This is a genomic window from Cytophagales bacterium (genome assembly GCA_033344775.1).
GTDB lineage: Bacteria > Bacteroidota > Bacteroidia > Cytophagales > Cyclobacteriaceae > JAWPMT01.
In genome coordinates this window covers 703,112-718,954 of the sequence record JAWPMT010000002.1, presented here as the reverse complement: position 1 = coordinate 718,954, position 15,843 = coordinate 703,112, and the positions used below count along the sequence as shown (strand labels likewise).

Annotated in this window: 18 protein-coding genes; 15 read left to right on the top strand and 3 right to left on the bottom strand. The window is 43.2% G+C overall.

What is annotated here, in order from left to right; genetic code table 11:
• Window positions 1-41: 41 nt before the first annotated feature.
• The 11 genes from R8G66_07365 to lepB all read left to right on the top strand — a co-directional run bounded on the left by R8G66_07365 (window position 42) and on the right by lepB (window position 10,855).
• Complete coding sequence (locus R8G66_07365; protein ID MDW3192165.1) at window positions 42-581, top strand: RNA polymerase sigma factor; 540 nt, start codon at window positions 42-44, stop codon at window positions 579-581.
• Between the two features lie 40 nt (window positions 582-621).
• Window positions 622-1,056, top strand: a complete 435-nt coding sequence (locus tag R8G66_07360) for a hypothetical protein (protein MDW3192164.1) — start codon at window positions 622-624, stop codon at window positions 1,054-1,056.
• 13 nt (window positions 1,057-1,069) lie between these two features.
• The gene (locus R8G66_07355; protein ID MDW3192163.1) at window positions 1,070-1,570 is read left to right on the top strand and encodes a hypothetical protein; all 501 of its coding nucleotides are present in this window, start codon (window positions 1,070-1,072) and stop codon (window positions 1,568-1,570) included.
• A gap of 17 nt (window positions 1,571-1,587) precedes the next feature.
• Window positions 1,588-2,625, top strand: coding sequence for a hypothetical protein (locus R8G66_07350; GenBank protein ID MDW3192162.1), 1,038 nt, complete (start codon window positions 1,588-1,590; stop codon window positions 2,623-2,625).
• Window positions 2,626-2,669: 44 nt separating this feature from the next.
• Window positions 2,670-4,295 (top strand): CTP synthase, encoded by a 1,626-nt coding sequence (locus R8G66_07345; protein MDW3192161.1) that lies wholly within the window; start codon window positions 2,670-2,672, stop codon window positions 4,293-4,295.
• A 29-nt stretch (window positions 4,296-4,324) separates the two neighbouring features.
• Window positions 4,325-6,157 carry a membrane protein insertase YidC gene (yidC, locus tag R8G66_07340; protein MDW3192160.1) on the top strand — a complete coding sequence of 611 codons (1,833 nt, stop codon included), beginning with the start codon at window positions 4,325-4,327 and terminating at the stop codon, window positions 6,155-6,157.
• 294 nt (window positions 6,158-6,451) lie between these two features.
• Window positions 6,452-7,228: an AAA family ATPase gene (locus tag R8G66_07335; GenBank protein ID MDW3192159.1), complete on the top strand. Its 777-nt coding sequence runs from the start codon at window positions 6,452-6,454 to the stop codon at window positions 7,226-7,228.
• 3 nt (window positions 7,229-7,231) lie between these two features.
• Window positions 7,232-8,131 carry a ParB/RepB/Spo0J family partition protein gene (locus R8G66_07330; protein ID MDW3192158.1) on the top strand — a complete coding sequence of 300 codons (900 nt, stop codon included), beginning with the start codon at window positions 7,232-7,234 and terminating at the stop codon, window positions 8,129-8,131.
• Window positions 8,112-8,693, top strand: coding sequence for a DUF5683 domain-containing protein (locus R8G66_07325; protein MDW3192157.1), 582 nt, complete (start codon window positions 8,112-8,114; stop codon window positions 8,691-8,693). Before R8G66_07330 ends, R8G66_07325 begins: the two co-directional genes overlap by 20 nt.
• Before the next feature lie 5 nt (window positions 8,694-8,698).
• Entirely contained in the window at window positions 8,699-9,412 is a 714-nt protein-coding gene (gene dapB, locus R8G66_07320; GenBank protein MDW3192156.1) for a 4-hydroxy-tetrahydrodipicolinate reductase, read from the top strand.
• Window positions 9,413-9,424: 12 nt separating this feature from the next.
• Complete coding sequence (lepB, locus tag R8G66_07315; GenBank protein MDW3192155.1) at window positions 9,425-10,855, top strand: signal peptidase I; 1,431 nt, start codon at window positions 9,425-9,427, stop codon at window positions 10,853-10,855.
• Between the two features lie 436 nt (window positions 10,856-11,291).
• Here the strand turns inward: lepB and R8G66_07310 are convergent, their stop codons facing one another.
• Together R8G66_07310 and ung are read right to left on the bottom strand one after the other, a co-directional pair.
• Window positions 11,292-11,450, bottom strand: a complete 159-nt coding sequence (locus R8G66_07310) for a hypothetical protein (protein ID MDW3192154.1) — start codon at window positions 11,448-11,450, stop codon at window positions 11,292-11,294.
• 35 nt (window positions 11,451-11,485) lie between these two features.
• The gene (gene ung, locus R8G66_07305) at window positions 11,486-12,148 is read right to left on the bottom strand and encodes a uracil-DNA glycosylase (protein ID MDW3192153.1); all 663 of its coding nucleotides are present in this window, start codon (window positions 12,146-12,148) and stop codon (window positions 11,486-11,488) included.
• Window positions 12,149-12,306: 158 nt separating this feature from the next.
• Here ung and apaG point away from each other — a divergent pair, with 158 nt between their 5' ends.
• Window positions 12,307-12,693: a Co2+/Mg2+ efflux protein ApaG gene (apaG, locus tag R8G66_07300; protein MDW3192152.1), complete on the top strand. Its 387-nt coding sequence runs from the start codon at window positions 12,307-12,309 to the stop codon at window positions 12,691-12,693.
• Window positions 12,694-12,700: 7 nt separating this feature from the next.
• Window positions 12,701-13,471: a class I SAM-dependent methyltransferase gene (locus tag R8G66_07295; protein MDW3192151.1), complete on the top strand. Its 771-nt coding sequence runs from the start codon at window positions 12,701-12,703 to the stop codon at window positions 13,469-13,471.
• A gap of 137 nt (window positions 13,472-13,608) precedes the next feature.
• Here the strand turns inward: R8G66_07295 and R8G66_07290 are convergent, their stop codons facing one another.
• The gene (locus tag R8G66_07290) at window positions 13,609-13,767 is read right to left on the bottom strand and encodes a hypothetical protein (GenBank protein MDW3192150.1); all 159 of its coding nucleotides are present in this window, start codon (window positions 13,765-13,767) and stop codon (window positions 13,609-13,611) included.
• Window positions 13,768-13,920: 153 nt separating this feature from the next.
• Between R8G66_07290 and R8G66_07285 the strand changes: the two genes are divergently transcribed.
• Both R8G66_07285 and R8G66_07280 read left to right on the top strand, forming a co-directional pair.
• On the top strand, window positions 13,921-14,823 hold the full coding sequence (locus R8G66_07285; protein ID MDW3192149.1) for a chromosome segregation protein SMC: 903 nt from the start codon (window positions 13,921-13,923) through the stop codon (window positions 14,821-14,823).
• Between the two features lie 189 nt (window positions 14,824-15,012).
• Window positions 15,013-15,831, top strand: a complete 819-nt coding sequence (locus R8G66_07280; GenBank protein ID MDW3192148.1) for a hypothetical protein — start codon at window positions 15,013-15,015, stop codon at window positions 15,829-15,831.
• Window positions 15,832-15,843: the final 12 nt, after the last annotated feature.

Sequence of the window (15,843 nt, the reverse complement as noted above, 5' to 3'; positions counted from 1 at the left end):
ATGGAGCGGCTGGTCTAAGGTCCATACCTCCTGAAAAAAGCTTGGAAGAGCAATTCATAATAGAGAAAATAAAAAGCCCTGATACGCGGCAATACGGATTTAATCTGTTGACGCGTGAATATCAGGAACGGGTCTACTGGCACATCCGTAAGATGGTGATCGATCACGATGATGCAGATGACCTGACCCAGGAAACGTTCATCAAGGTGTGGAAAAACCTGGATAAGTTCCGTGAAGAGTCGAGACTCTTTACCTGGATCTACCGGATCGCCACCAATGAGTGTCTGAATTTCCTGAATAAGAAAAAGCGTAAGTTCTTCGTGCCCATCCATGATGTTGCCGGAGAACTAGCCGCAAAAATTGACGAAGATCATCTCGTGAGTGGCGATGAGATTCAGTTGAAGCTACAAAAAGCCATCCTCTCCTTGCCCGAGAAGCAGCGAGCGGTCTTCAACATGAAGTATTTTGATGAAATGAAATTTGACGAAATTGCCGATGTAACAGGTACTAGTGTGGGCGCATTGAAAGCCAGTTATCATTTGGCCGCAAAAAAAATTGAAAAATTTATTCAAGCAGATTAAACCTTTGAACAGTTCTTCCATCTAAGCACCGATGCCACAAATGAATTTGGACGATATCAAGCAAAAGAATCACCCCTACAAGGTACCGGAAGGATACTTTGAGGAGTTGAATACACGGATCATGGAGCAAACCAGCGCGGTTCCCTCTGACAAGGTCGTGTCCTGGTATCGGCAACCTGTTTGGCAAATGGCATTGGCCTCTGTAAGCCTGGTCATGGTAATAGGAGTCGTATTACTATCAGGTGGAAGCGTGGAAGAACAGGATTTTTTAGCGGATGTGACCGATGAAGAGATTTTGATCTACCTGGCTGACAATGACCTGACGGAATCAGAGATCATGGAAAACTTCACTTTTACGGAAGAGGACTTATTACCGGAAGGGGAAGAACTACTGGATGACATTGAAATTGATGATAACATGTTGGATGAGTTGTATCTCGATTATGAGATCGATGACTTGTCCTCACAGATATAAAAAGTTAAGGCTCATGAAAAGATATATAGCGTATTTGATCCTTATAGGCACCTTGTTCACTAAAGCACAGTCACAGGACAAGCCCAACTCGCAAAGTGTAAATGATAAAATTGAAGCGCGAAAGATCGAGTTGATCACTCGCAGGTTAGATCTTACCCCTGAACAGGCGCGTCAGTTCTGGCCTATTTATCGTGAGCTCTCGCAAAAACAAAGAGACATCAAGATAGATTTCCAGCAACAACGCAAAAGCTTTGATCCAAAAACTGCGTCTGAAGAGGAAATGAAAAAAATGATAGATCTGGGTCTGAAAGTCAAAGAACGACAACTCAATCTGGAGCGAGAGTATTCAGAAAGAATGCGGCAGGTCATTACCAATCGCCAGATGGTCAACTTACGTAGAGCGGAAGAAGAATTTCGCCAAAGACTACTGGAACGAATTCAAAAGCAGCGACAAAACGCACAACAACAGCGACAAAGGGCCAACGCCCGGAAAAATCAACGTCGCAATAATTAGCTTCCTTTGCAACCTGCATGAGGTATCTACTGATCGCCATTTTCGCTCTTCCTGGCAGTTTTCTGCTGGCACAAGACTCTTTACAGTTGAGCTATCAGGAGCAGTGGGCACAATTGGAATCAGATCTGGATTCCTTTTCTATTTTTCTGGCCATTGATAGTTTACTTTCTTCTGATCTGAATCCACCTTCAGAATTCAACTTCCGATTGAGCTACAACAGCAACATTGCCAGTGCAGGAAGGAACTACGGCATTGATCAACATGGCTTCTCTCCCGGTCTTTCATATTATCACAAATCAGGTTTTTTTGCAGATGTCGCAGGATTCTGGAACAGTGATTCGGACCCAAACTATAGCCTCACCACCGCCTCCGTTGGTTTCTTAAAAACCATTTCCGAAAAATGGAGCATTGGTGCCGATTATGAACGCTGGTTCATCAATGGTGGTAGTACCACATTTGAAAACAACCTGGGCGTCAACACCAATTATCAGGTCGGCCCAATCGACCTGGCCCTTGATTATTCCTATCTGTTTGGTAAAGAAAACGGTAGCCGGTTGATTGGTAACATTTCTTCTACAATCAAGCTGGGACAAAACTTCCTGGGATTTAAGCGCATCAGCGTGACACCTACGGCTAGTTTTATTCTGGGTCACGATGTGGTTACCACCTTTACCACTTCAGACAATCGCAATGCTGTCTATCTGTTACAGCTGGTCACTTTAGAACCTGAAGAACGTGATCTTGCACTTCAGGCCCTGGTCGCAAATGGCACCATCACTACCCAGCAGGCTTTTCGATTGAGGAACCGGATCAATAATCTTACACCACAACAGGAACAGCGCTTACTGGAAGCTGCTTTTGTTGCCAGCGATAATAAGGAATTTGGGGTATTGAACTACAGTTTTACTTTGCCATTGACCTTATCTAACAAACGATCTTTTCTCATGCTGTCATATACTTATAGTGTTCCGATCGCACTACCAGGAGAAACAGCAAGCTTTGACCCGATTGGCTTTTTTGCTCTGTCATTTAATTACCGACTCGTTACCCAATAATTGAAACGAAAGCCGTAGTTTTGCATCCCGTAACTTAATTTTTAATGGCCAAGGCAAAATACATTTTCGTTACGGGTGGTGTGACCTCATCTCTGGGAAAAGGAATCATCGCAGCCTCGCTCGGCAAACTCCTCCAAGCACGTGGTTTCTCGGTAACGATTCAAAAATTTGATCCCTATATCAATGTTGATCCGGGAACGTTGAATCCTTATGAACATGGCGAATGCTATGTGACAGACGATGGAGCAGAAACAGATCTGGACCTTGGACATTACGAGCGGTTTCTGAATATACCCACCTCTCAGTCCAACAACGTGACTACTGGTCGTATATATTACGATGTAATCAGCAGAGAGCGTGCCGGAGATTTTCTTGGGAAAACGGTACAGGTCGTCCCACACATCACTGATGAAATCAAAAAGAATTTCTACAAACTTGGCGAGACTGGAGAATATGACATTGTCATCACCGAGATAGGTGGCTGTGTAGGTGATATCGAATCCTTGCCATTTATAGAAGCAGTAAGGCAAGCCCGATTGGAGGTTGGGCCGAATAATTTCGTTTCCATCCACTTGACCCTGGTCCCCTACCTGAAAGCTGCAGGTGAATTGAAAACCAAGCCTACACAACATTCGGTGAAAGAACTGCTGGAAGCAGGAATACAACCCGACATCCTGGTTTGTCGTTCTGAACATCACCTGAATGCAGATATAAGAAAGAAATTGGCGCTTTTCTGTAACGTTCCGATCAATTGTGTAATCGAAGCACAAGATGCTGAAACCATCTATGACGTTCCCCTACTCATGCGTAAGGAACGCCTGGATGAACGTGTGCTTTCGCGATTGAAACTAAGCCACAAGAAAGAACCAAAAATCGATCTGTGGAAAGAATACCTGGGGAAACTAAAAAACCCCACAGACAGTGTCGATATTGGATTGATCGGAAAATATGTTGAACTCAAGGATGCCTATAAATCCATTGCCGAATCATTCATTCATGCCGGTGCAGAAAATGAATGTCGGATTAATGTAAAATGGATCCATGCCGAAGAGATCAACAAAGACAATGTTGAAAAAGTACTTGATGATCTGGATGGCATTCTGGTTGCACCTGGTTTTGGGGAAAGGGGAATTGAAGGAAAGATCGAAGCTGTAAAATATGCGCGTGAAAATAGTGTACCTTTCTTTGGCATCTGCCTGGGCATGCAGTGTGCCGTCATCGAATATGCCAGAAATGTGCTGAAACTCAAAAACGCCAGTTCGACGGAAATGAATCCGAAAACCAAACATCCGGTCATTGACCTGATGGAAGATCAAAAGGACATCAAAAACATGGGTGGAACCATGCGATTGGGAGCCTACCCTTGCCAGATCACGAAAGGCACGAAAGCTTACCAGACGTACGGTACCACCAAAATTGAAGAAAGGCACCGCCATCGATATGAATTCAACAGTGCGTACCTCCCTCAATTTGAGGACAAAGGCATGATCGCTTCGGGCATTAACCCGGAGACGAAACTGGTTGAAATCATGGAATTGAAGGACCACCCATGGTTTGTGGGTTCACAATTTCACCCTGAGCTTAAGTCCACAGTACTTAATCCTCATCCCCTATTTGTCAAGTTCATCAAAGCTGCATTGACGCAGCGCAAAGAGCTCATTAACGTTTAAAAAAGAAGATTTAAGATATTTTATAAGCAATGGATAAGAACCAAATTACAGGTTTAATTCTGATGTTGGTCCTGGTGACCGTCTATTTTCAGTTTTTCGCCCCGGATCCACCAGAACCACCAATTGAAGGTGATGACTATGTTCAGGTAGATTCAACGGCAAGCACAACTTCTTTTCAGGAACCTCGTCAGGAGGAAAAAGCCGAGGCGCTTAGCGATTCTGCAGCACAGGCCCTGAGCATTTTAAAATACGGATCGTTCTCTTCAAACGCTTCAGAATTTGAGAACAACACCATGGAAGTGACTACTTCCAAAATGAAGGTACTTTTCTCTTCAAAAGGTGGATTTCCTAAGCAAGTTTCGCTGAATGATTATACTTCATATGATGGTGGTCCCCTGACATTGATGGTGGCCGGTCGCTCTATCATGGACATCAGCTTTGATCATTTAGGTAAAAAGATCAGCTTACGAGACCTCCATTTCGATATGGAAACTAACATGATGGGTGACAGCACCGTCATGACTGCTACCATGAGAACAGATGATGGTCGAAGCTTGAAGCAGATCTACACCCTTTATGAGGACAAATATGAGATGGGTTATGAGATCGTTTCTCAAGGCTTTGAAAAACTCATTGATGCAAAAGACCTTTTATTGACCTGGAATCATCCAGCCAATAGAATCGAGCCACACTTGACAGACCCGAGGCAGCGTTCCACGGTTCGCTATTTCATTCCAGAGTCAGGAGTTGATTATCTCAGCAATACATCGCTGGATTTCGAAGAAGAAACGCTGAACCAAAAAGTTACGTGGATTGCTTTCAAGCAGAAGTACTTCACCTCCGCGATTTTGGCTAGTAACAATTTCTCCAAGGCCTATGTAACCCTGGATACGAACGAGGCAGATACGACCACTGTAAAATACATGACCTTGTCCGCAGATATTCCATTTACAGGTCTGGCCAGCGGAGAATCAAAATTCAAACTGTATTTCGGACCTAATGCCTATGATGACCTGGATGCCTTCGGCGAAGGTTTCAACGAAAACCTGAATTTGGGTTGGTCTATCCTTTCGGTGGTCAACAAATTTCTGGTCTTACCAATTTGGAATCAATTAGAAAAATTCATCCCTGGTTATGGCCTACTGATCATCGTACTTGTACTGATCATCCGGTTGATGTTGTCCCCATTGACTTACAAGTCGCATATTTCCATGGCGAAAATGCGCGTACTCAAGCCTGAATTGGACGAGATCAAGGAAAAGCATGGTGACAACATGCAGGATGCGCAGAAAGATCAGATGGCGCTTTACCAGAAAGTGGGCATCAACCCTTTGAGTGGCTGTATTCCGATGTTGTTGCAGTTTCCTATTCTGGTTGCGCTGTTCTATTACATTCCTAATGCGATCGAACTACGCCAGGTAAGCCTCCTTTGGGCCCATGACCTTTCAACCTTTGATTCCATCCTGGATTTTGGGTTTGAGATACCATTCTATGGCGATCACATCAGCCTTTTCACGATTCTGATGTGCGTATCCATGCTGTTCTTTACCTTCTTCAACAGCCAGACCACTACGGTACAGGGCCCTATGAAGTCATTGCAGTACATCATGCCTGTGATGTTGCTGTTTTTCTTCAACTCCTACGCGGCAGGTCTTACCTACTACTATTTCATTAGTAACCTGGTTTCTTTGGGGCAGATCTTCTTGTTCAAGAGATTCATCGATGAAGACAAGATCAAACAAACGTTGGAGGAGAATAAGAAGAAAAATGCCAACAAGAAAAAATCCAAATTCCAGACCAGATTGGAGGAAGCCATGAAGGCGAATGAGGAGGCACAGAAAAAACAAAAGAAAAAGAAATAATATCCACAGGGTAATTCACATTGCCTGAGGACATTTTTCAGAGAAAAAAACCATTAGAGTGCCTCGTTGAATACAGCCAAAATCATCGTTTTTAAACAAGGAACGACATTTTGAAGTACTTAACGAGGCAGTTTCGTTATTCATCACTTAAGTTCCGCGTCTCAGTAATCCACATTTAACCCACATCAAATAATTGTAGGGTATAGTTTGAATATATTTGTGTCCTTTTTCAGGGTATTTGATCACAAGTATCCCTTCGCGAACTAAAACGATCACTAGTAAAATCATCATAGAATGGGTAAAGTCATTGCAATAGCTAATCAAAAAGGAGGCGTTGGTAAAACCACCACAGCAATCAACCTGGCCGCTAGTTTAGCTGCCCTTGAACTCAAAACATTGATTGTAGATGCCGATCCCCAGGCTAATGCGACTTCAGGAGTGGGCAGAGACCCCAAAGAAGTAGAAACCAGCATTTATGAGTGCATGGTAGAAGGCGCCGATCCGATGAAAGCTGTGGTAAAAACAGATGTAAAATACCTGGACTTGCTTCCTTCTCATATCAATCTCGTGGGTGCTGAAGTAGAGATGGTAAACATCGAAAAGCGCGAAGAAAAGATGAAGAACGTAATGGAAGACCTGAAAACCCGTTACGATTACATCATCATCGACTGCTCTCCTTCTCTTGGTCTGATCACGATTAATGCACTTACTGCTGCAAATTCGGTAGTGGTACCTGTGCAATGTGAGTACTTTGCATTGGAAGGGCTCGGCAAATTATTGAATACCATCAAGATCATTCAGAGTCGATTGAATACTGAACTGGAAATCGAAGGCATCCTTTTGACCATGTACGACACGCGGCTGAACCTATCTAATCAGGTAGTAGAAGAGGTGAAAATGCACTTCAAAAGCATGGTATTTGATACACTGATCCCAAGAAATATTAAACTGAGTGAATCTCCTAGCTTCGGAACACCCGCCATCACCCACGATGCAGAATCAAAAGGTGCGTTGAGCTACCTGAATCTGGCTAGAGAGATCCTGAAACGCAACGACGTAAAAGCCGCTTAATTCATGGCGAAAGGAAAACAAAAGACTGGTCTTGGTAAAGGCCTTGGCGCCCTCCTCTCGGATTCCGATGCAGTAGAAGAAAAACAGGTTGCACCTGCTGCAGTAGAGAAAAAAGAAACCTCAGATATTGGCGAAATTCTGGTTGCCAGCATCGAAGTAAATCCGTTCCAGCCACGAACGGATTTTGATGAAGATGCGCTGGAAGAATTGGCTGAATCGATCAAAACGCAGGGCATCATTCAACCCATTACCGTCAGAAAACTATCTGATGATGCTTACCAGCTGATATCCGGTGAAAGACGCTTACAAGCTTCTAAAAGAGCCGGACTTGAAAAAGTACCCGCCTATATCCGTACCGCCGACGACCAGCAGATGCTGGAAATGGCATTGATTGAAAACATTCAGCGAGAAAACCTTAATTCAATTGAAATTGCACTGAGTTACCAACGACTGCTAAGTGAGATAGGATTGAAACAGGAAGAATTGGGTGACCGTGTTGGCAAGAAAAGAACCACAGTCAATAACTATCTCCGATTGTTGAAACTCCCTCCTGCTGTTCAGGCAGCTTTACGTGACAAAGAAATCTCCATGGGTCATGCAAAAGCTTTGTTGTCCATAGAAAATATAGACCTGCAACTGAACGTTTTTAACAAGATCATAAACGAAGCCCTTTCTGTGCGTAAGGCCGAAGAATTGGCTCGAACAATCTTAAATGGAACAACAGCAAAGCCAAAACCTCCCACTTCCGAGAACGGAGAAATCCTCAGATTACAAGATCAGTTATCTTCGCACTTTGGTACGAAAATCAAAATCAAATCTGATCAGGGAAATCGTGGAGAAATCAAAATTCCATTCGTTTCTACCGAGGATCTTAACCGGATCCTTGAAATACTGGAAGTATAGTTTAGTCCTTCTTTTCATCACATGCTTGTCTCATGTGGGGCAAGCACAGGAAGAATTATCAGATTCTACCTTTCTGATGCAGGAAGACTCAGTGGTCTTTTTTGAAGAAGTCTCTACCTTGGATCCAAACAAGTCGGCCGTGTTTTCGGCTATTTTACCTGGACTGGGACAGGTCTATAATGGCCAATACTGGAAGGTCCCCATCATTTATGGAGCGTTCCTGGGACTATTTCACGGGATTCGGTACAATCACACCTTATACAGCGATTTCAACAATGCGCTACGGGCAGAGGCAGACAGTGATCCTAATACGGTCAATCCTTTTCCAGGCATCGAAGAATCCAGACTAAGAACCATTCGAGACCGCTATCAACGTGACCGGGACTTTCTAATCATTCTAACAACCATTGCGTACCTGATCAACATTGTGGAGGCCCATGTAGCGGCTCATTTGCATGAATTCAAAGTGAATAAAAGTCTTTCCATGAAAATGGAACCAAAATTTGAGTCTTCTCCACTATTTTCGCGCTCCATGGGCGTATCACTGACCTTCAATTTTTAATTCACGTGAACATTGCAATTGTCGGATATGGCAAAATGGGCAAGGTCATTCATGAACTACTCACTGCCCGAGGACATAAGATCAGTTTCATCATCGATCAGGACAACAGAGATCAACTGTCGGAACTGAATGGAGATAATACGGATGTGGCCATTGAATTTTCAAGACCTGAATCTGCTTTTGCTAACATAACCTCTTGCATTAGTCACGGTGTTAAGGTTGTCAGTGGTACTACAGGATGGTTAGATAGACTTTCGGAGATTGAAGCATTGGTCAATGAAACTCAGGGAACTTTCTTCTATGCATCCAACTACAGCCTGGGAGTAAACCTGTTTTTTAAGCTCAACCGGCAACTGGCCACGCTGATGGATGCCCAGGATTATGAAATCAGCATGACTGAGATCCATCATACCGAAAAACTTGACCAGCCATCAGGAACTGCCATTACGCTGGCTGATGGAATTCTGGAAAAGAATCAGGCCAAAACTGACTGGATAAACGAAGAATCAACCGATAATACAAAATTGTCTATAATATCGGAACGGAAACCTAACGTTCCGGGAACGCATACCGTATCCTATACGTCTGCGGAGGACACCATAGAAATTACTCATACTGCAAACAGCCGCAAAGGTTTTGCCCTTGGTGCTGTGAAAGTTGCCGAATGGATCAATGATCAAAATGGCATGTTGGATATGGATGATTTCCTGAAAATATAGCTCGATAGCCCTATGTACTTAAACGACTTTAACGCTGCTACTCTGATCATTGTCCTACTAGGATGGTACCTGCTTCAGGCAATTGCTTACTACAAATTCTTTGAAAAAGCAGGTGAACAAGGATGGATTGGGTTTGTGCCATTTTACAATTATTACGTCCACATGAAGATTGTAGGGCGTCCTACCTGGTGGGTTGCTTTGCTTTTCGTACCCGTGATCAACTTCTTCGTGGCGTTGACCATCCACCTGGACCTTTTGAAGTCTTTTGATCGTTTTTCCTACTTTGATCAGGCTGTCGGTGTTATCCTGGCTCCTTTCTACATGGTCTTTGTGGCTTATGGAAATACCAAGTACGTGGGTAAAGCAGTAGATATTCCCAAAAAACCTAAAAGTCAGGGACAGGAGTGGTTTGAAGCGATCGTTTTTGCCGTATTTGCAGCAACTTGTATCCGATGGGTATTCATGGAAGCCTATGTGATCCCTACGCCTTCGATGGAAAAATCATTACTGGTTGGTGACTTTTTGTTTGTGAGTAAGATCGAATACGGTCCGAGAACACCAAAAACACCGATCCAGATTCCTTTGACACACGCGAAGATCTGGGGTACGGATGTACCCTCTTATGTCAGTTCGGTTCAACTCCCACAATTCAGACTCCCTTCTTTGGGTAAAGTGGAACGAAATGATGTAGTGGTCTTCAACTATCCTCCTGAATTCCAACATCCAAAAGACTTACGAACACACTACATCAAACGATGCGTAGGCATCCCGGGAGATACTGTAGTGGTAGAAAACAGTCAGGTCATCGTCAATGGCGTGCCATCTGACAATCCTGAATTGATGCAACACAGCTATCGGGTATTCACCAAAGAAACCATTCGAGATCGCGTATTTGAAGAAATCGACATTTCCGAAATCAGCAAACAGGCTTTCGGGTATGGTGTACAAACATCTCAGGACAAAGCCGATAAACTGGCTGCATTACCTTTCGTTGATCGTGTGGAACAAGTCATGATGGAGCCAGGCGTTAGAGAGCCAGGTTTCGGTCAACCCATCTTTCCTGATTTTGAATTTTATCCCTGGAACAAAGACCAATATGGCCCATTGGAGGTTCCCTTTCGAGGCATGACCATTCCGATTGATGAACGTATGCTGGCCAAGTACGGATCTACGATCCGCGACTATGAAGATTTGCAGGATGTATCAGTTACTGATGGCGAATTGGTAGTTAATGGCGACAAATTGTCAGAGTACACGTTCAAAAAGGATTACTACTTCATGATGGGTGACAACCGTCATAATTCGCTGGATTCCCGATACTGGGGATTTGTACCCGAAGACTTCATTGTAGGCGAAGCGTCATTTATCTGGATGTCTCATGAAGCCAACAAAGGTCTATTCAGCGGTGTTCGCTGGAGTCGTTTGTTCAATGGGATTAAGTAATGAAATAGTTCATTTCTGAGCATTATACCTCACTCTCCCTTAATAAGACATTGCCGTCATCTTAAGCGAAAGGTTCTAAAATCTCCCGTCTTCGCGAGGCATCGATCGACCGCCGAAGCGGCGATCTTTAGTCGGGAGTTCAGGCCCATAAATCGTAAGATTGGCTTCACTATGCCGGGTGGCCGACGGTCCGCCGCTGCGGTGCCATCGCAATGACGATTTAAATTAATCTGCTTTTTCGGTGGATGGCTATTAGTATTCTTAAGTCGACGGCTATACTTAACAGGGGTGCCTGAAAGCCTACCTGCGGCAAGGCTGGGGATTTTGGAACTGGCAATATTCGAAAACAAGCATCAATTACCAACCAAGGCAATTGCACAACTATATTTATTTTATTGTTCCTAAACAAAAAACTCAAACCAAAATCAACCAGGTATTAGGCAGGTGGATTGCTCTCCGCTATGAAATAGACCACTAATCGGACGAGACCGATCGCTCCTCCGATGAATGCTACCAAAAAAAGGAAACCCGCGAGCTTATTATCCCTTTCGGATTTGGGCTCGTACAACGAGTAGATTTTGTCTTCATCTAACATATCTTAGTTGCTTTAGAAATGTTTAATACCTCAAATTACCACTCAATTGGCAAAATACCCTTATCTACGAGGTAATTATTGCACTGACTAAAGTGTTTATTACCAAAAAAACCCCGATTTGCAGAAAACGGGGAAGGATGTGGCGATTGTAGCACGCGATGCTTCGTGCGATCAATGACCTCTCCTTTTCTCTGGGCATAGGCACCCCAGAGCATGAATACAATGTTTTCTTTGGAATCAGAGATGGCCTTAATGGCCGCATCAGTAAACTGCTCCCACCCCCTGTTTTGATGTGAGCCGGGTTCACTTGCGCGAACAGTAAGTGTAGCATTCAATAAAAGCACACCCTGGTGCGCCCATCGTACCAGGTTCCCATCCGCCGGGAAGTCTTTACCGAGATCTGATTTGATCTCCTTGAAAATATTGATCAATGAAGGAGGATTGGTTATTCCTGGATTAACCGAAAAACACAGCCCATGTGCCTGACCTGCACCATGGTACGGATCCTGACCAAGAATAACAACCTTTACTTCATCAAATGGACAAAAGTCGAAAGCATTGAAAATCTGACTCCCAGGAGGGTAAACACGGGCAGATTGATATTCCTCTTTGACGAATGCTACCAGTGATCTGAAATAATCCTGTTCAAATTCTCCGGCTAGCGCCGATTCCCAGCTTGGTTCAATTTTTACTTTCATTTTAAGACCGTATCGGATTCAATATTAGGCGGATCGGGACAATTTACGATCTGGAATTTGGTTTAATCCTTAAATAAATCCTAAAAGAATTTGGCTTTCACCTTGTGACTTTGCCAAAAAACATCAATGTTTGGGAGATAATTGAGTGAATGAAGAAATTGATCACGGATACTACACAAGGCGTCAAAGTAACGGTAGAGACCGAATATCAACCGGAATATTCCAATCCGGCTCAGCATCACTTTGTGTTTACGTATCGAATCACGATCGAAAATCAGAGTACAAATACCATTCAATTAAAATTCAGACATTGGGAGATTGTCGATGTAACCAATCCCCGAAGACAGGTGGATGGTGAAGGCGTAGTAGGAAAACAACCTACCCTCGAACCTGGACAGATCCATCAATATGTATCTGGTTGTAACCTCCGATCCGGGATGGGAAAAATGTACGGTTATTATACCATGGAGCGGGTACTGGACGGCAAACAATTCAACGTCAATATTCCGGAGTTCATGATGATCGTTCCTTTTCAGCTAAACTGATTGCTCCTTGCCTCAGGACAACTGGCATTTCATCCAAAGGTTATTCGAATACAAAAAACAAGCTGTTGGTGCACATGGCTTGCACTCTCCTTTTGTTTATCGATTGTACGCCAAATACATCCGTAAAAAAAGAAGACACCTTTCCTCCGAGATCGAGCAGTTGAGAAAGACTTGTCAACGCGCTCAGCAGGCAATCAGCGTTACCGACTTTAAGTCCGGAACTATACGAACTAAAAAATTAGGAGAAGAAGCCAGGAGTTCTCCATCAACGGCCACTTTTTCAGCTTTTCTAAGCCAGTTACTCGATTACATTAATGCTGACTGTGTATTAGAAACTGGCACTTCATTGGGTTTCAATGCCCTCTATCTGGCGCAATCTTCGGTAAAAGAAGTTTGGACCCTGGAAGGTAATTCCTCCATTGCTGAGATCGCCGCTGATCATTTCACTCGAATGAAAGCCCACAAGATCAAACTGATCACTGGGGACATTCATGAAACCTTCGAGGCTTCACTGCAGGATTCCGGTGCTGACGTGATTTTTTTAGACGCAGATCACCGTTCGGTTGCTACTTCAAAGTTCATGGATATCCTAGCTCCTCACCTCTCCAGGATCAAATGCATCATTATTCATGACATTTATTGGTCCAAAGACATGACCAACATCTGGCAGGAATTGGTCGCTGATACACGATTCCCCATGACCATTGATATTTTCCAGGCTGGCTTACTTTTCCCCAATCAGAAACTGGAGAAGCAACACTTTGTGGTGAAGTTTTGATTTATTGCTAATTCAGAAGGCTATCTGTTTTTAGAATGAAAGAAGCGCGTGAAAGAGATACCGGTCTTTTTTCAGTTTCCTTCGGAATTTAAACTGAAAAAAACCGGCATGACGCGCTTGTTTTAGTTCAGTAAAAGTTATCCATTTAGCCAATGTGAATGCTTGTCTTTTAAAGTTTCAAGATCAATAAGATTACTTTCATCAAAACTTTCCAAATAGGATTCTTGCAATTCCTTCTCCTGATCTTCGGTTAATTGAATTGATTCTTTAGTCCTGAATTGGTTCTTCTCAATCATACTCTAAAGTTAAATCAAAGCTAGTCTTCGTACTATGCTGCCTTTTTAATAGAACTGGAAGAGACTATCATTTCAAAAAACAAACAATTAGTTTTGCGGCGAAATAAAGAAATACATCAAACGAACGTTCTGAGCTAAAAGGTCTTAGTCTACATGGAGAAGGAAACAGTTAAAAACCAGAACAGAAACATAGTCATAGGAGTAATCGTATTTGTGCTCGCTAGTGTGATCGTCTATTTCGTGATCGAGAACATGAAGCTTTCTGCACAAAAGGAGCAGCGAGAAATTGAGCTGAATGCGACGATCCTGCAACTAGACTCTATTTCCAACGAACTGGATGATCGCATCCGAACCATCGAAGATCTCGGTGGAGAGATTGATACACTGCTAAGTATCAAAGAACAGCTGGAAACAGAGAAAAAAGAGCTATTGGACCTGGATAAACGCCGACAAAAGAACATCACCGCCTTGAGAGATCGTGTGGGAGGCTATCAGGAATTGCTATTGCTTAAAGATGAGGAAATTAAGCAATTGAAAGTGCTGAATGATTCCTTGATGTCGGAAAACACGGATTTAAAGAACGAGAAAAACGAATTGAATCAAAATCTTCGGGCCATTGAAGAGCAGAAAGAGCAATTGGCGCAACAAGTAGCATTGGCAGGAAGGCTCCGCATGGAAGGGCTCAAAGTATTTGCTGTGAATACTCGTGGAAAAGAACGTGAGGCCGAATTCAGGAACCGCCATATTGACCAATTGAAGGTTGAGTTTAGCGTGACTGAAAACGAAGTGGCCCCTATCGAAGGAAAAGAACTGCTCATTAGAATAGTGGCTCCTGATGGCAACGTATTGTTCGATGTAAGCCGGGGTTCAGGTTCTTTCTTTTTCGAAGGAAGGGAATTGTTCTACACCGCTAAGAAAGATATCTTGTACGATAGAAGCCGGCAGCAAATTACTTTGCTTTATGATAAGGGAAGTGAATACGCCATAGGTCGTCATGAGGTGGAGGTATACACAGATGATTACCAGATGGGTAAAGGGTATTTCACAGTGAAGTAATTGCTGACCTTTCGACCGAAAAAAAGGATTTTGCTCCATTTAAAGAGTAATTAAGGAAGGTTGGAGCAGTTAAAATTCATTAATTACCTTTGAACACATGATTATTCGCTTCATAAAGCGAAAGATGATGGTACATTTGCAACCATAGGTTTTCCACCTTGATCAAATTGGAACTATAACTAATTACAGATGAAAAAGCTACTTTATTTCTTTTCCTTGGTTTTCGCCACCGTTTTGTTAACGCAATGTGGAGGAAAGTCTACACAAGAGACTGTTGAGGAGAAGGAAGAGACTAAAAAGGAGTTATCTACATTCGTTGAGCGCGAATTCGAATATCCCATTCCTACTTCTTACGAAGTGACCAATATGCTTCAAAAAGCAAACGCCAACTTCGTGTTCAACATCACCAACCCTCCTACCAACGTGGACAACTACGTGGCTACGTGGCAAAAAGCCCTGAACCTGGGTGTTTATGGTGCTGACTTGAGCTACGCCAGTACTTACAAGCGTCAGGAAGAAACCACTCAGTTTCTGAATGCTTCCAAACAGTTGGTAGAAGATCTGAACATTTCTACGGCCTTTAATGCTGACATGGTAGAGTCAGTGGAAGAAAACCTGGACAACAGCGACGAATTGATCCTGATTATCACAGGTGCTATTTACGATACTTACAACCACCTCAATACCAATGGTGAAGAGTTAAACTCACTTCTGGTTATTGCTGGTAGTGTTGTGGAAGGACTTTACATCACTGGTCAGCTAATTGTAGCAAGTGACTACAACGAGCAATTGATGGAAGTACTTGCCGCTCAAAAAGATCAAGTGAGCAAACTTGTTGAATTGATGGAAAAATATCAGGATGACGAGAATGTCAACCGAGTGCTGCCACAGTTGCGATTGATCAATATATTCTACGATCAAATCGGGGATAACAATGCGATCACTGAAGGTCAATTCAATGACGTTATTGAGAGCATCAATGAAGTTCGATCCAACATCGTGAGCTAATAAAAAAATTTA

Excerpts from the sequence above, each read along its gene's own strand:
- R8G66_07360 (MDW3192164.1), top strand. The coding sequence starts at position 622 with ATGAATTTGGACGATATCAAGCAAAAGAATCACCCCTACAAGGTACCG.
- R8G66_07355 (MDW3192163.1), top strand. The coding sequence starts at position 1,070 with ATGAAAAGATATATAGCGTATTTGATCCTTATAGGCACCTTGTTCACT.
- R8G66_07350 (MDW3192162.1), top strand. The coding sequence starts at position 1,588 with ATGAGGTATCTACTGATCGCCATTTTCGCTCTTCCTGGCAGTTTTCTG.
- R8G66_07345 (MDW3192161.1), top strand. The coding sequence starts at position 2,670 with ATGGCCAAGGCAAAATACATTTTCGTTACGGGTGGTGTGACCTCATCT.
- yidC (MDW3192160.1), top strand. The coding sequence starts at position 4,325 with ATGGATAAGAACCAAATTACAGGTTTAATTCTGATGTTGGTCCTGGTG.
- R8G66_07335 (MDW3192159.1), top strand. The coding sequence starts at position 6,452 with ATGGGTAAAGTCATTGCAATAGCTAATCAAAAAGGAGGCGTTGGTAAA.
- R8G66_07330 (MDW3192158.1), top strand. The coding sequence starts at position 7,232 with ATGGCGAAAGGAAAACAAAAGACTGGTCTTGGTAAAGGCCTTGGCGCC.
- lepB (MDW3192155.1), top strand. The coding sequence starts at position 9,425 with ATGTACTTAAACGACTTTAACGCTGCTACTCTGATCATTGTCCTACTA.
- R8G66_07310 (MDW3192154.1), bottom strand. The coding sequence starts at position 11,450 with ATGTTAGATGAAGACAAAATCTACTCGTTGTACGAGCCCAAATCCGAA.
- ung (MDW3192153.1), bottom strand. The coding sequence starts at position 12,148 with ATGAAAGTAAAAATTGAACCAAGCTGGGAATCGGCGCTAGCCGGAGAA.
- R8G66_07290 (MDW3192150.1), bottom strand. The coding sequence starts at position 13,767 with ATGATTGAGAAGAACCAATTCAGGACTAAAGAATCAATTCAATTAACC.
- R8G66_07285 (MDW3192149.1), top strand. The coding sequence starts at position 13,921 with ATGGAGAAGGAAACAGTTAAAAACCAGAACAGAAACATAGTCATAGGA.
- R8G66_07280 (MDW3192148.1), top strand. The coding sequence starts at position 15,013 with ATGAAAAAGCTACTTTATTTCTTTTCCTTGGTTTTCGCCACCGTTTTG.